General features: G+C 68.3%; 16 protein-coding genes. 3 read left to right on the forward strand and 13 right to left on the reverse strand.

Annotated features, from left to right (window positions below):
* Positions 1 to 10 precede the first annotated feature (10 nt).
* The gene (gene rpoH / locus VEC03_RS14645) at positions 11 to 946 is read left to right on the forward strand and encodes an RNA polymerase sigma factor RpoH (RefSeq protein WP_324916480.1); all 936 of its coding nucleotides are present in this window, start codon (positions 11 to 13) and stop codon (positions 944 to 946) included.
* Positions 947 to 1076: 130 nt separating this feature from the next.
* Positions 1077 to 2804 carry a sensor domain-containing diguanylate cyclase gene (locus VEC03_RS14650; RefSeq protein ID WP_324916482.1) on the forward strand — a complete coding sequence of 576 codons (1728 nt, stop codon included), beginning with the start codon at positions 1077 to 1079 and terminating at the stop codon, positions 2802 to 2804.
* Here the strand turns inward: VEC03_RS14650 and VEC03_RS14655 are convergent.
* The 6 genes from VEC03_RS14655 to VEC03_RS14680 form a co-directional block, all read right to left on the reverse strand.
* Complete coding sequence (locus VEC03_RS14655; protein WP_324916673.1) at positions 2801 to 3136, reverse strand: DNA alkylation repair protein; 336 nt, start codon at positions 3134 to 3136, stop codon at positions 2801 to 2803. The two genes, VEC03_RS14650 and VEC03_RS14655, sit on opposite strands and share 4 nt — an antisense overlap.
* Before the next feature lie 164 nt (positions 3137 to 3300).
* On the reverse strand, positions 3301 to 3894 hold the full coding sequence (locus tag VEC03_RS14660; protein WP_324916484.1) for an SCO family protein: 594 nt from the start codon (positions 3892 to 3894) through the stop codon (positions 3301 to 3303).
* 7 nt (positions 3895 to 3901) lie between these two features.
* On the reverse strand, positions 3902 to 4771 hold the full coding sequence (gene cyoE, locus VEC03_RS14665; RefSeq protein WP_324916487.1) for a heme o synthase: 870 nt from the start codon (positions 4769 to 4771) through the stop codon (positions 3902 to 3904).
* Positions 4768 to 5925, reverse strand: a complete 1158-nt coding sequence (locus tag VEC03_RS14670) for a COX15/CtaA family protein (RefSeq protein WP_324916489.1) — start codon at positions 5923 to 5925, stop codon at positions 4768 to 4770. Before VEC03_RS14670 ends, cyoE begins: the two co-directional genes overlap by 4 nt.
* Positions 5922 to 6635, reverse strand: a complete 714-nt coding sequence (locus VEC03_RS14675; protein ID WP_324916491.1) for a hypothetical protein — start codon at positions 6633 to 6635, stop codon at positions 5922 to 5924. Before VEC03_RS14675 ends, VEC03_RS14670 begins: the two co-directional genes overlap by 4 nt.
* The gene (locus VEC03_RS14680) at positions 6586 to 7308 is read right to left on the reverse strand and encodes an SURF1 family protein (protein WP_414708502.1); all 723 of its coding nucleotides are present in this window, start codon (positions 7306 to 7308) and stop codon (positions 6586 to 6588) included. The genes VEC03_RS14675 and VEC03_RS14680 overlap by 50 nt, the downstream gene beginning before the upstream one ends.
* A 24-nt stretch (positions 7309 to 7332) precedes the next feature.
* On the opposite strand from VEC03_RS14680, the gene VEC03_RS14685 reads away from it, so the two are divergent.
* Positions 7333 to 7554: a twin transmembrane helix small protein gene (locus VEC03_RS14685; RefSeq protein WP_324916494.1), complete on the forward strand. Its 222-nt coding sequence runs from the start codon at positions 7333 to 7335 to the stop codon at positions 7552 to 7554.
* A 64-nt stretch (positions 7555 to 7618) separates the two neighbouring features.
* Here VEC03_RS14685 and VEC03_RS14690 read toward each other — a convergent pair whose 3' ends face one another.
* Genes VEC03_RS14690 through VEC03_RS14720 form a run of 7 tightly spaced genes read right to left on the reverse strand, consistent with a single transcriptional unit; the run spans position 7619 to position 12830 of the window.
* The gene (locus VEC03_RS14690) at positions 7619 to 8500 is read right to left on the reverse strand and encodes a cytochrome c oxidase subunit 3 (RefSeq protein ID WP_324916496.1); all 882 of its coding nucleotides are present in this window, start codon (positions 8498 to 8500) and stop codon (positions 7619 to 7621) included.
* Between the two features lie 39 nt (positions 8501 to 8539).
* Positions 8540 to 8716 (reverse strand): DUF2970 domain-containing protein, encoded by a 177-nt coding sequence (locus VEC03_RS14695; protein WP_324916498.1) that lies wholly within the window; start codon positions 8714 to 8716, stop codon positions 8540 to 8542.
* Positions 8713 to 9312: a cytochrome c oxidase assembly protein gene (locus VEC03_RS14700; protein ID WP_324916501.1), complete on the reverse strand. Its 600-nt coding sequence runs from the start codon at positions 9310 to 9312 to the stop codon at positions 8713 to 8715. Before VEC03_RS14700 ends, VEC03_RS14695 begins: the two co-directional genes overlap by 4 nt.
* 4 nt (positions 9313 to 9316) lie before the next feature.
* Positions 9317 to 9430: a cytochrome oxidase small assembly protein gene (locus tag VEC03_RS14705; RefSeq protein ID WP_324916504.1), complete on the reverse strand. Its 114-nt coding sequence runs from the start codon at positions 9428 to 9430 to the stop codon at positions 9317 to 9319.
* 14 nt (positions 9431 to 9444) lie between these two features.
* Entirely contained in the window at positions 9445 to 11136 is a 1692-nt protein-coding gene (gene ctaD, locus VEC03_RS14710) for a cytochrome c oxidase subunit I (RefSeq protein ID WP_324916506.1), read from the reverse strand.
* A gap of 21 nt (positions 11137 to 11157) precedes the next feature.
* Positions 11158 to 12312: a cytochrome c oxidase subunit II gene (gene coxB / locus VEC03_RS14715; RefSeq protein ID WP_324916509.1), complete on the reverse strand. Its 1155-nt coding sequence runs from the start codon at positions 12310 to 12312 to the stop codon at positions 11158 to 11160.
* 23 nt (positions 12313 to 12335) lie between these two features.
* Positions 12336 to 12830, reverse strand: coding sequence for a DUF2244 domain-containing protein (locus VEC03_RS14720; RefSeq protein ID WP_324916512.1), 495 nt, complete (start codon positions 12828 to 12830; stop codon positions 12336 to 12338).
* Positions 12831 to 12886: the final 56 nt, after the last annotated feature.

Genomic DNA, 12886 nt, shown 5'->3' on the forward strand with positions numbered 1-12886 from the left:
AGCAACCGGCATGACAGCCTCGACGATGGGAACCCCCGGCGGTGCGCTGGCCCTCGCCAACCCGTGGGCGGTCGTACCTTCGCTCGGCAACCTGGACGCCTACATCTCGGCGGTGAACCGCCTCCCCATGCTGAGCGCGGAGGAGGAGCAGGAGTACGCCCGCAAGTTCAAGGAGCAGAACGACCTCGAAGCCGCAGGGAAGCTGGTGCTGTCGCACCTGCGTCTGGTGGTATCGGTTTCGCGCAAGTACCTGGGCTACGGCCTGCCGCACGGTGACCTGATCCAGGAAGGCAACATCGGCCTGATGAAGGCCGTCAAGCGCTACGACCCCGACCAGGGCGTGCGCTTGGTCAGCTATGCGCTGCACTGGATCCGGGCCGAGATCCACGAGTACATCCTGAAGAACTGGCGCATGGTCAAGGTGGCCACCACCAAGGCCCAGCGCAAGCTGTTCTTCAACCTTCGGTCCATGAAGCAGGGCTTCAAGGACGACGAGGACGCCCAGACGCACCGCGAGACGCTGACCGACGCCCAGATCGACCTGATGGCGCGCGAGCTGAACGTCAAGCGCGAGGAAGTGATCGAGATGGAGACCCGGATGGCGGGCGGCGACGTGCTGCTGGACCCGGCTCCCACCGACGACGGCGAAGAGAGCTTCGGCCCCATCAGCTACCTGTCGGACGCCAGCCAGGAGCCCACCGCGGTGCTGGAATCGCAGCAGCGCGACGTCATGGCCACGGACGGCATCGCAGCGGCGCTGGACGAACTGGACCCGCGCAGCCGCCGTATCGTCGAGGAGCGCTGGCTCAAGGTGAACGACGATGGCTCGGGCGGCATGACGCTGCACGAGCTGGCTTCGGAGTACGGCGTATCGGCCGAGCGCATCCGGCAGATCGAGGTAGCGGCCATGAAGAAGATGCGCAAGGCGCTGGCGGCCTACGCTTGACCGGCCGCCATCCCGAAAGCCCGGCGCCGCCGGGCTTTTTTGTTGCCCGGCGCGCTCGTTCGGAGCCTTCCGTCGACCCCTTGTCGGATGCGTGACCGCATTTTTGTAACAAAACTGTGACAATTTCAGCGTGAGGGTTCCGCTGTTCATCCGCTGTTGCCTGGCTTGCCTCGGGTTCCTGGCGGCGGCGGCATCGCTTGGGGCAGCAGGGCTGCCGGGCGCGCCCGGCGTCATCGTCCTGAAGCCGGACCAGGAAGCAGTGGCGCTGGACGCCAGGGCGCTCGTCTGGGTCGAACCCGGCCGCAGCCTGAAGGTCGAGGACGTGGAGGCCCAGGCCGCCCGGCTTCCCTGGTCCGTGCAGCGAAACGGCGAGCAGCACGACCTGGATGGCCGGACGCTATGGATCCGCTTCGAGGCCGAAGTGCACGACGCCAACTCGTGGTACTTCGTGGTCGGCTCGTCCGGCATCGACCGGGTGGAGTTCTTCCACCGCAATGCGGCTGGCGCCTGGGTGCGCCAGGAAGCCGGCGACCATCGGCCGGTGTCGCAATGGCCCGTCCCCGGCCATTCACCCACCTTCGAGCTGGTGCACCCGAGCACCCAGCCGATCACCTACTGGGGGCGGATCGAGCACGACCGCGTCGACTTCGCCGCCGGCCTGTCGCTGTACAGCCAGGCCCATCTGCTGGGCAAGCGCGAGCGCGAGCATTTCCTGCTGGGGGCGTACTTCGGCGTCGCGGTGCTGCTGGCCCTGGTGTCCCTGGCCAACGCCGTCGTCTTCCGCGACCGCAATTTCGCGACGTATGCGCTGTACCTGATCCTGTTCACGCTGGGCCAGGCGGCCTACATCGGGGTGGGCGCGCAATACCTCTGGGATGACTGGACCACCTGGAACGCGCTGTCGACCTTCCTGCTGCCGGGCCTGTCGGCGGTGGCGGCCCTGTGGTTCGTGCAGGTGGTCACCGAGCCGGCCCGCTTTTCCCGCCTGCTGGACCGGATGGTGTGGACGCTGATGCTGGCCACGCTGCTGGCGGTTCTGGTGGACGTGTGGTTGCCGAGCCGGACGCTGTTCGGTGTCCGGTTGCTGCTCACCAGTGCGGCGGTCGCGCTGATCGCGGTCCTGATCGGCCTGGTATGGATCAAGGGCAACGACCCCGGCATCCGCCTGATCGCACTGGGATTCGTGCCGGTGCTGCTGATGTCGCTGTTTCCGCTGGCCCGCGGCCTGGGACTGATCCCCAACGGCGTCCTGACCCGCTATGGGCTGGCGATCGGCGCGGCGCTGGAGATGCCGATCCTGTTCCACGCCCTGAGCCTGCGCTCGCGGCGCCGGCGCGAGGCCCAGTTGCGCGCCTCCGCGCTGCCGCACACGGATGCCCTCACCGGCCTCGCGGATCGGGCCACGCTGCTCCAGCGGATGGAGGCGGCTGCGGCGCGCGGCCGCAGCCAGAAGCACTCGTTCGCCCTGTTGCTGGTCAAGCTGGCCAACCACGACGCGATCGCCAGCGAGTTCGGGCGCGAGACGCTGGACCGGGCACTGGTGGTTGCCGCCTCGCACCTTCGCCGGGCGGCGACCGACATCGACCTCGCCGCCCGCGTCGGCGAGCACGAGTTCGCGCTGCTGCTGGAGGGTCCGACGGGAACCGAGGCCGCCACCGGGCGCGCCCAGCAGATCGTCGCCAGCGGCCTGCGCCCCGCGCCCGCGCTGCCGGGCAGCCTGACCCTGCGGCTGCAGGTGGTGATGGCCCTGCTGCCGGACACGCAGCCGAACGCGGTGGCCGCCCTGGAATGGGCCCTCGAGGGGCTGGCGGCGGTGCGGCCCGATTCGCGCAAGCAGATCCGGCCGCTCAACTTCTAGCCGGCAGGCGCGCTGCGGCGGATGGTGCGCAGGGCGCGCCGGGTGATGTAGGCGGTCTCGGGCGTGCGCGAGCGCCGCTGCCACTGCACGCAGACTTCCTGCACCCACTCGGGCCGGGTGCGGCTGGCGTCGTTCAGCCAGTTCGCCACCGAATTGCGCACGTACAGGCTGGGATCGGACAGCAGGGGCTCCAGCAGGGGCAGCGCACGCCAGGGTTCGCTCTTGAGCGCAGGCACGGGCGCGCACCAGACGCCGTGCGGGCGGGTGGCTTCGCAGGCGAAGCGGCGGATGTTCGGATCGGCGTCGGCGGCCCATGGCTGCAGCAGGCGCAGCGCGACGTCGGTGCGCGGTCGCCAGGTCGTACAGCGCGAGGAACTCGTTGAGGTTGACGGTGGGAATCATCCCGTCGTTGAGCGCCTGCAGCACCTCGGGCGGGATCAGCGCGATGCGCGCAGCGCCACGGCGTTGCAGCAGGTGCGCGACCACCGCCGGGTGCCTAGGACTGCAGCAGCTGCTTCAGGTCGCCGGCCAGCGCCTGCGGGCCGGTGCCGTAGCGCGTGTACAGGCGCAGCCGGCCCTCGGGGTCGTAGACGAAGCTGGCCGCCGAGTGGTCCATGGTGTAGCTGCCGGGGGTCTTGCCGTCGACCTTCTTGTAATAGACCTTATAGTCCTTGGCGGTGGCTTCGACCTGCTCGGGCGTGCCGCGCAGCGCCACGAAGTCGGGGCCGAAGTTGGCCATGTAGGCCTTGAGCACTTCGGGCGTGTCGCGCTCCGGGTCCACCGTGATGAAGATGCCTTGCACCTTCTCGCCATCGGCCCCGAGCAGCTGCTTGGCCTGCGCGATCTCGCTCAGGGTGGTGGGGCACACGTCCGGGCACTGGGTGTAGCCGAAGAACACCACGACGGCCTTGCCGCGGAAGTCCTGCAGCGTGCGCATCTTGCCGTCGGCGTCCGGCAGCTGGAAGCCCTTGGCGTAGTCCATGCCCGTGACGTCGATGGCGGAGAACTGGGGCTTCTTCTCGCCGCAGGCGGCGAGCGCGCCGGGGAGCGCGGCAGCGGCGAGCAGTTGCAGGATGTGGCGGCGGTCCATGGGCACCTCAGAGCAGATAGTGGTCCAGCAGCAGCGCGGCGAAGAGAACGCTCAGGTGGACCAGGGAGAAACGGAAGGTCTTGCGCGCCAGCGCATCGGAGTAGTCGCGCCACAGGCGGAAGCCGTACCAAGTGAAGCCGGCGCTCAGCACCAGCGCGGCGGCCAGGTACAGCCAGGAGCTCATGCCGATGGCGAACGGCAGCAGGCAGGCGGCGGCCAGCACCAGCGTGTACAGCAGGATCTGCAGCCGCGTGAATTCGCTGCCGTGGGTCACCGGCAGCATGGGCAGTCCCGACTTGCGGTAGTCCTCCACCCGGTACAGCGCCAGCGCCCAGAAGTGCGGCGGGGTCCACAGGAAGATGATCAGGAACAGCACCAGCGCCTCGGGCCCGACGTCGCCGCGCATCGCGGCCCAGCCCAGCACCGGCGGCATGGCGCCGGAAGCGCCGCCGATGACGATGTTCTGCGGGGTCAGGGGCTTGAGCACCACGGTATAGATCACCGCATAGCCGACGAAGGTCCCGAACGTCAGCCACATGGTCAGCGGATTGACGGTCCAGTACAGCAGCAGCGATCCGGCGGCGCACAGCAGCGCCGAGAACAGCAGGGTCTGGGTGTCGGACAGCTCGCCCTTGGCGGTCGGCCGCCAGGCGGTGCGCCGCATCTTGGCGTCTATGCCCTTCTCGATCAGGCAGTTGAAGGCGGCGGCGGCGCCGGCCACCAGCCAGATGCCCAAGGCGGCGAACGCGGCCAGTTGCAGGTCGGCGAGCCGGGGCAAACCGGGCACCGCCAGCACCATGCCGATGACGGCGCAGAACACGATCAGCTGCACCACGCGCGGCTTGGTCAGCGCGTAGAACTGGGCCACGCGGCTCATGTCCGGGCCCTTTCACGCGCCGGCAGGACGCCGGGACGAGCACTTGCGGCCGCGGTGCCGGCCACGCGGGACTCGCACAGCGCCCAGGTCAGCACCATCACCAGCAGGGCCGCGCCGGCGGTGTGGGCCAGCGCCGCCAGCAGCGGCCAGCCCAGCACCACGTTGGACAAGCCGCTGAGCAATTGCCACAGCGCCAGGCCACCGAGCGCCCACGCCTGGCGTGGCAGCGCGGGGCGCAGCCGGAACGCCAGCACCAGCAGCAGCGCGAGCACGAGGTATGCGGCCAGCCGGTGGGCGTAGTGGATTGCGGTCAGGGCGGCAAAGCTCACGTGCTCGCCGGCGGCCGTCAGGCCCAGCGGCCGCCACAGCTCGAAGCCCTGGGCGAAGTCCATGGCCGGCCACCAGCTGCCCTGGCAGGCCGGGAACTGCTGGCAGGCCAGCACGGCATAGTTGGTGCTGACCCAGCCTCCGAGCGCTGCCTGCAGCCAGACGGCCGCGGCGGTGGCCAGCAGCAACGCATAGCTCCCAGCGCCCAGCGCCACCCGGCCGCCGGCCCGCTCCGCCTGCCGGTAGCCCACCGTCTGCCGCACCAGCAGCGCCAGCAGCACCAGCCCGCCCAGCAGGTGCAGGGTGACGATGGCGGGGAACAGCTTCATGGTCACCGTCAGCGCGCCGAAGGCGCCCTGGATGCAGACCCACACCAGCGTGGCCGTCGGCCACCAGGGCCCGACCGGCAGGTGCTCGCGCCGGCGCAGCAACCAGGTCGCGACCGCCAGCGTCAGGATCAGCACGCCGACCCCCGTCGCCAGGTAGCGGTGGACCATCTCGATCCAGGCCTTGGTGTGCGTCACCGGGCCGGTCGGCATCTCCGCCTGGGCCGCGCTGATCTCCGCGTGGGCGCCCACCGGGCTGGCGTTGGCGTAGCAGCCCGGCCAGTCGGGGCAACCCAGGCCGGAGTCGGTCAGCCGTGTGAAGGCACCGAACACGACCAGGTCCAGCGTGAGGAAGAGCGTCAGCCCGGTCAGCAGCGCCAGCCGGTGCACCGGCGACGCCTGGCGGTTGCGCAGCCAGAGCCAGCCGAGCGGGCCGGCCGCCAGCAACGCGCCCATGGCCATCATGTGCAGCGCGGGAGAAAGATCGACCAGTTCGTTCATGGGTTGCGCCCCGCCTGGTCCCAGCCGGCCGAGGCCCGCATCAGGCGTTCCAGGTCGGCCTTGGCTTTGGAGGCGCCCTCCCGGTCCAGGCCCGCCGGGAAACGCATCATCCAGTTGCCCATCGGATCGACCAGGTACAGGTGGTCCTCCAGTGCCTGGCCCTGCGCCGGCTGCAGCCAGCGCGCCAGCGCATCGCCCGGCACGCGCAGCACCGTGGCGGCCGCCAGCGCAGGCTGCAGTTCCGCGCGCACCGGCGCGGCGTCGTCCACCAGCCAGACCCAGTCCAGGCGGTCCTTGTCCTTGCCCAGCGCTTCGCGCATCTGGCGCTGCAGGTAGAGGTGGTTCTCGCAGGGGCCCGTGCAGGTGCCGCCGGCCACGCTGATCAGCAGCCACTGGCCCTTCAACGAAGGTAGCGAGACCGGCTGGCCGTCCAGGCTTGTCGCCGTGAGCGCCGGCAGGGGGCGCTGCGGTTCGATCAGCTCGCCGAAGTTGCGACGGCCCTCGGGCCGCACCACGTAGTAGGTGAAATAGGACGCGATGACCGGTGCCGCGCAGATCAGCAGCACGAAGAGCATCTTGAGTCGGCCGCGCGCCGTGCGCTGGGCGTCCTCCAGCTCGCGCGGGCCCGGCAGCGCATGCACCGTCAGGTCGAGCGGCTGGTCAAGGGCCCCGGGCTTGGCGGCGGGGTTGGATGAACTGGAGCCAGGCATAGAGGAAGGCGATCAGGCCGCACAGGGCCCACCACTGGAAGGCGTAACCGTAGTTGGTCTCGGGGCCGCGGCCGGCGGTTTCGGGCCACTCCCGCAGCAGGCCCTGGGAGGCCGGCCCGGTCTGCTGCACCGACACGTCGGGCAGCAGCTTCAAGCCGGTTTCGGCCGCGAACGGCGGCAGGTCGAGATTTTGCCGGATGGGCCCGCTGCCGGCCGAGCCGAACTGGTAAAGCTTGGCGGGGGGCGGGGCAATGCGGCCCTGCAGTTCCACCATCCCGGCCGGCGTCTCCACCGGCGGCAGCTGTTCGCGACGCTGGAAATCGCGCGGCGCCCAGCCACGCTGTACCACCACGGCGGCATCGCTGCCGGCCAGCCGCAGCGGCGTGAGCACGTAGAAGCCGACCCGCCCGTCCATCTGCCGGTTGTCCAGGAACACCGTGTGCTCGGGCACCCACTGGCCCCGCAGGCGCACCGGACGGTGCAGCAGCGCACCCCGGTCGCCGGCCAGCAGCTCCGCCAGGCCCAGCGGCGGCAGGCCCTCGCGCGAGCGGATCGCGTGCTCCAGCGCTTCCTTCTGGTGGGCGCGGTCCAGTTGCCACAACCCCAGCGCGAAGGTGATTCCCATCCCCAGCAGCGCGGCCAGGGCCATGCCCCAGGAGCGGATGCGCCTCACGGTGCGACGCCGATAATCGGCTGCATGAAATACCTCGTGCTGCTGGCCTTCGTGGCCATCATCGGCAGCCTCGGTTCAGCCCTCGTCTTCATGATGCGCGACGGCCAGGACGGCCGGCCCAAGACCAGCCGCATGGTGCGGACGCTGGCCTGGCGGGTCGGTTTGTCCATCCTGCTGTTCATCTGCATCCTGGTCGCCTGGAAGCTGGGGTACATCCAGCCTACCGGAATCCCGGCCGGGGCCTGAACGATCCCGTCAAAAAGCACAAGGCGCCCGATCGGGCGCCTTGCTGCTGCGGGCGGGTGCCGCCTTACATCCAGTAGACCAGCACGTACAGGCCCAGCCAGACCACGTCCACGAAGTGCCAGTACCAGGCCGCGCCCTCGAAACCGAAGTGGCGCTCGGGGCTGAAGTGGCCCTTCATCAGGCGCAGCGTGATGAAGAACAGCATCAGCATGCCCACCAGCACGTGGAAGCCGTGGAAGCCGGTCAGCATGAAGAAGGTGGAGCCGTAGGCGCCCGACGTGAGCTTGAGGTTCAGGTCGGTGTAGGCGTGGAAGTATTCGTAGCCCTGCACGCACAGGAACGTGAAGCCCAGCAGCACCGTCAGCCACATGAAGGCGATGGTGGCGCCGCGCTTGCCCTCGCGCAGCAGGTGGTGGGCGATGGTCAGCGTCACGCCGGAGGACAGCAGCAGCGCCGTGTTGATCGTGGGCAGCCACAGCGGGCCCATGGTCTGGAACGGCTCGATGGTGCCGGCCGGCGAAGCCGTGGCGCCGGGCACGGCGCTGGGCCAGGCCGCCTTGAATTCGGGCCACAGGATCGAGTTGTCCAGGCCGCCGAGCGCCGGCACCGAGTGCGCGCGCATCCACCACAGGGCGGTGAAGAAGGCGCCGAAGAACATCACCTCGGAGAAGATGAACCAGCTCATGCTCCAGCGGAACGAGTGGTCCACCTTGCGGCTGTACTGGCCGGATTCGCTCTCGTGGATGGCATCGCGGAACCACTGGAACAGCACGCCGAACAGCCACAGCAGGCCGAACAGGAACATCCATCGGCCCCAGCCCACGCCATTGATCCACTGGGACGCGCCGAAGACGACGAAGAACAGGCCGAACGCGGCGAAGAACGGGTGCCGCGAGGGATGCGGCACGAAGTAATAGGGCTGGCTGCCGCTGGTGGTTGAGCTCATGTTTTCTCGACTCCTGCTATCGATTCTCTTGACGTTTTCCTAGACCACCCAGTGGACCAGCCCGATCAGGCCGCCCACGATCACCGCGATGCCGACCAGGCCGACCGCCACGACGTGCAGCGGGTTCGCGCGCCGGGCATCCTCCTCCCAGCCGCTGCGCTTGCGCACGCCCAGAAAGGACCAGGCAACTGTGCGTGCCGTTCTCAGGAAGCTCATGAGCGCTCTCCCGCGGGCGCCGGCTGTACCGAGGACACCGTGGCCGGCGCCGCCGGCGTGGAGGACCCCACTTCGAAGAAGGTGTACGACAGGGTGATCGTCGTCACGTCCTTGGACAGCTTGGGGTCGATCACGAAGGCCACCGGCCACTCCTTCTTCTCGCCCGGCTCCAGCGTGTACTGGTTGAAACAGAAGCATTCCAGCTTGTTGAAGTGGGCCGAGGCCTGCCGCGGCGCATAGCTGGGGATGGCCTGGGCCGACATGCGGCGGTCCTGCACGTTCTGGAATTCGTACACCACGGTGGCCAGTTCGCCCGGATGCACCTTGACGCTGCTGACGGCCGGCTTGAACTGCCAGGGGCCGCGCGCATTGGCGTCGAATTCCACCGTGATGGTGCGGCTGCGGTCGACCTGGGTGTTGGCCGCCGCGGTGGAGCCGCCCGGCACCTGCTTCTCGCTCAGCGCCAGGATGTTGATGCCGGTGAGTTCGCAGATGTGCTTGTAGATCGGGATCAGGCCGTAGCCGAACACGAACATGCCGGCGGCCACCACCGCCAGCTTGCCCACCATCCTGCGGTTTTCGCCGCGTGTCGACATGGCATCAGCCTCCCAGTAGCACCATCTTGGCCAGGAAGCCAAGGAAGAAGGCGAGTGCCACCGACGCCAGGATCAGGCCCAGGCGGCGGTTGGCCTTCTTGCGCTCTTCGTCGTTCACGGCCGCGTGCATGCTCAGTGCGACACCGCGCCGGGCGCGGCGTTGGGGTTGATATGGCCGGGCATTGCATCCAGGACGCGGGTCGCGCTGGCGTCCAGGCGGGGAGGCGTCTCGAAGGTGTGGAACGGCGCCGGCGAGGGCACTTCCCACTCCAGGCCTTCGGCGCCCTTGCCGTCGGGGTCGTTCCAGGGGCGCTGCGGCGCCGCGGCACCCTGGCCGCGCATCACCGGCAGGACGACGAACAGGAAGAAGTACACCTGCGCCAGGCCGAAGGCGAAGCCGCCGATCGAGGCCCACATGTTGAAGTCGGCGAACTGCATGGGGTAGTCGGCGTAGCGGCGCGGCATGCCGGCCAGCCCCAGGAAGTGCATCGGGAAGAAGGTGACGTTGAAGGAGATCAGCGACCACCAGAAGTGGATCTTGCCGCGCGTTTCGTTGTACATGTGGCCGGTCCACTTGGGCGACCAGTAGTAGAAGCCGGCGAACAGCGCGAACAGCGAGCCGGCCACCAGCACGTAGTGGAAGTGCGCGACCACGTAGTAGGTGTCCTGCAGCAGCAGGTCGATCGGCGCCATGGCCAGGATCAGGCCGGTGAAGCCGCCGATGGTGAACACGAAGATGAAGCCGACGGCGAACAGCATCGGCGTCTCGAAGGTCATCGAGCCCTGCCACATGGTGGCGGTCCAGTTGAAGACCTTCACCGCCGTCGGCACCGAGATCAGCATCGTGGCGTACATGAAGAACAGCTGCCCGGTCACCGGCATGCCGGTGGTGAACATGTGGTGCGCCCAGACGATGAACGACAGGATCGCGATGGCGGCGACGGCGTACACCATGGACGCGTAGCCGAACAGGCGCTTGCGCGAGAAGGCCGGCACGACGTGGCTGATGATGCCGAACGCCGGCAGGATCATGATGTAGACCTCGGGGTGGCCGAAGAACCAGAAGATGTGCTGGTACATCACCGGGTCGCCGCCGCCCGCGGGGTTGAAGAAGGTGGTGCCGAAATGGCGATCGGTGATCGTCATCGTGATGGCGCCGGCCAGCACCGGCATCACGGCCACCAGCAGGTAGGCGGTGATCAGCCAGGTCCAGCAGAACATCGGCATCTTCATCAGCGTCATGCCGGGGGCGCGCATGTTGAGGATGGTCACGATGATGTTGATCGAGCCCATGATCGAGCTGGCGCCCATGATGTGGATCGCGAAGATCGCAGCGTCCATGGACGAGCCCATCTGCAGCGTCAGCGGGGCATACAGCGTCCAGCCTGCGGCCGGCGCGCCGCCGGGCATGAAGAACGACGCCGACAGGATGATGCCGGCGGGCACCAGCAGCCAGAAGCTGAAGTTGTTCATCCGCGCGAACGCCATGTCGCTGGCGCCGATCTGCAGCGGGATCATCCAGTTACCGAAGCCCACGAAGGCCGGCATGATGGCGCCGAACACCATGATCAGGCCGTGCATGGTGGTCAGCTGGTTGAACAGCTCGGGGTTCAGCAGCTGCAGCCCGGGCTCGAACAGCTCGGCGCGGATGCCCATGGCCAGCACCCCGCCCACCATCAGCATGGTGAACGAGAACAGCAGGTACAGGGTGCCGATGTCCTTGTGGTTGGTCGCGTAGACCCAGCGGCGCCAGCCGGTCGGGGCGTGGTGCGCCGCGTCGTGGTGTTCGTGCGCGTGGCCGGGGGTGGGAAGAACTGCGCTCATGGCGTTACCTCGGGTCTTGTCTTATTTGCGCGCGGCCAGCACTTCGGACGGCTGGACGATCTGGCCGGTCTTGTTGGACCAGTGGTTCTTGGTGAAGCTGATCACCGCGGCGAGGTCGGTGTCCGACAGCTGCTTCCAGGGCGGCATGGCACCGCGGCCGTTGAGAACCACGTCGATTTCCTTGGCCTTGTCGGCGTCCACCACGATGGGCGAACCGTCCAGCGCCTTGATCGGCCCGCCGCCCTTGCCGTTTTCCTGGTGGCAGGCCGCGCAGTTGGCGGCATAGACCTTGGCCCCGCGGGCGGTGATGTCCTCCAGCGTCCAGACCTTGGCCGGGTCGTCCTGCTTGGCCGCCATCTTCTTCTGCTGGTCGGCCACCCAGGCGGTGTATTCCTGCGCGCTCACCACCTTCACGTGGATCGGCATGTAGGCGTGCTCCTTGCCGCACAGCTCGTAGCACTGGCCGTAGAAGTCGCCGGTCTTCTCGCTGCGGAACCAGGTGTCGCGCACGAAGCCGGGAATGGCGTCCTGCTTGACGCCGAAGGCCGGCACGCCCCAGGCGTGGATCACGTCGTTGGCGGTGGTGATGATGCGGACCTTCTTGTCGACCGGCACCACCAGCGGGTTGTCGACCTTGAGCAGGTAGTCGTTGGGCACGTCGCTGCCGGCGGCCCCGGCGTTGGACAGGGCGCGGTGCGAGCTGTCCAGCGTGGACAGGAAGGACAGGCCCGAACCCTCGCCATTGAGGTAGTCGTAGCCCCACTTCCACTGGTAGCCGGTGGCCTTGATCGTCAGGTCGGCGTTGCCGGTGTCCTTGGAGGCGACCAGCACCTTGGTCGCCGGCAGTGCCATCAGGATCACGATGAGGAAGGGGATCAGGGTCCAGACCACTTCCACCGTGGCGGATTCGTGGAAGTTGGCGGCCTTGTGGCCGACCGACTTGCGGTGCTTCCAGATCGAATAGAACATCACCCCGAACACCAGGATGAAGATCACCGTGCAGGTGATCAGCATGAACCAGTGCAGCCACGAGATTTCGGCGGCGATGCGCGTGGCGGCCTCGTGCAGGTTCAACTGGCGCACGCCGGGCCCACCGGGCAGGTCGTTGACCGCGTGCGCCGCGCCGGCTGCCAGCGCAGCCGCGAGGCCGGCGAACTTGATCGAAAGGCTGTTCATCGTTTCTGGTTCCGTCTACTCAATCAAACAATCCCCGCCCTCAGCGCGCCCTGCGCCCGCAGGGCACTCCTGATTTCCTGCGCCAGCAGCGGCCGCAGCTCCGGCCGCAGGTAGCGACCCACCTGCACCGAACGCCCGCGGCCCGAGACCTCGATCAGCGAGCGCTCGCCCGAGCGCGGCTCCACCCTCACCCAGTCGGGGTCGAATTCGGTTCGTTGCAACTGGCCCGCGCTCTCCAGCTCCACCACCAGCCGGCGTCCCTGCAGGCTGATGCGCTCACCGTCGGCGGCATGCCGGGCGTAGGCCATGAAGGCCAGGCCGATGGCGGCCAGTTCCAGGCCGGCGAAGGGCATCACGAGCGTCGCGCCGCGCAGCCAGAAGTACCCGGCGATCGCGAGCGAGGCGGCGCACAGGGTGGCATAGAACCATCCCAGCTGGGTCGGTGAGACCGAGCAATTGCGCCGCAGGAACCAGACGATGGCCTGGCCCTGGACTGTCGCGAAACGAAAAACCGGCATCGACGGACGGCACTGACACAAATCAACAGGGCATTGTAGCCCCGTTGATGTGCATC

Source organism: Ramlibacter sp., assembly GCF_035627355.1.
In the GTDB taxonomy this organism is placed as follows: domain Bacteria; phylum Pseudomonadota; class Gammaproteobacteria; order Burkholderiales; family Burkholderiaceae_C; genus Ramlibacter.

Bases quoted from the DNA above. Each gene is read 5' to 3' on its own strand.
- VEC03_RS14690 (WP_324916496.1), bottom strand. From the start codon at position 8,500: ATGAGCTCAACCACCAGCGGCAGCCAGCCCTATTACTTCGTGCCGCAT.
- VEC03_RS14700 (WP_324916501.1), bottom strand. From the start codon at position 9,312: ATGTCGACACGCGGCGAAAACCGCAGGATGGTGGGCAAGCTGGCGGTG.
- ctaD (WP_324916506.1), bottom strand. From the start codon at position 11,136: ATGAGCGCAGTTCTTCCCACCCCCGGCCACGCGCACGAACACCACGAC.
- cyoE (WP_324916487.1), bottom strand. From the start codon at position 4,771: ATGAGCCGCGTGGCCCAGTTCTACGCGCTGACCAAGCCGCGCGTGGTG.
- VEC03_RS14720 (WP_324916512.1), bottom strand. From the start codon at position 12,830: ATGCCGGTTTTTCGTTTCGCGACAGTCCAGGGCCAGGCCATCGTCTGG.
- VEC03_RS14685 (WP_324916494.1), top strand. From the start codon at position 7,333: ATGAAATACCTCGTGCTGCTGGCCTTCGTGGCCATCATCGGCAGCCTC.
- VEC03_RS14660 (WP_324916484.1), bottom strand. From the start codon at position 3,894: ATGGACCGCCGCCACATCCTGCAACTGCTCGCCGCTGCCGCGCTCCCC.
- VEC03_RS14670 (WP_324916489.1), bottom strand. From the start codon at position 5,925: ATGAACGAACTGGTCGATCTTTCTCCCGCGCTGCACATGATGGCCATG.
- VEC03_RS14695 (WP_324916498.1), bottom strand. From the start codon at position 8,716: ATGAGCTTCCTGAGAACGGCACGCACAGTTGCCTGGTCCTTTCTGGGC.
- rpoH (WP_324916480.1), top strand. From the start codon at position 11: ATGACAGCCTCGACGATGGGAACCCCCGGCGGTGCGCTGGCCCTCGCC.
- VEC03_RS14675 (WP_324916491.1), bottom strand. From the start codon at position 6,635: ATGCCTGGCTCCAGTTCATCCAACCCCGCCGCCAAGCCCGGGGCCCTT.
- coxB (WP_324916509.1), bottom strand. From the start codon at position 12,312: ATGAACAGCCTTTCGATCAAGTTCGCCGGCCTCGCGGCTGCGCTGGCA.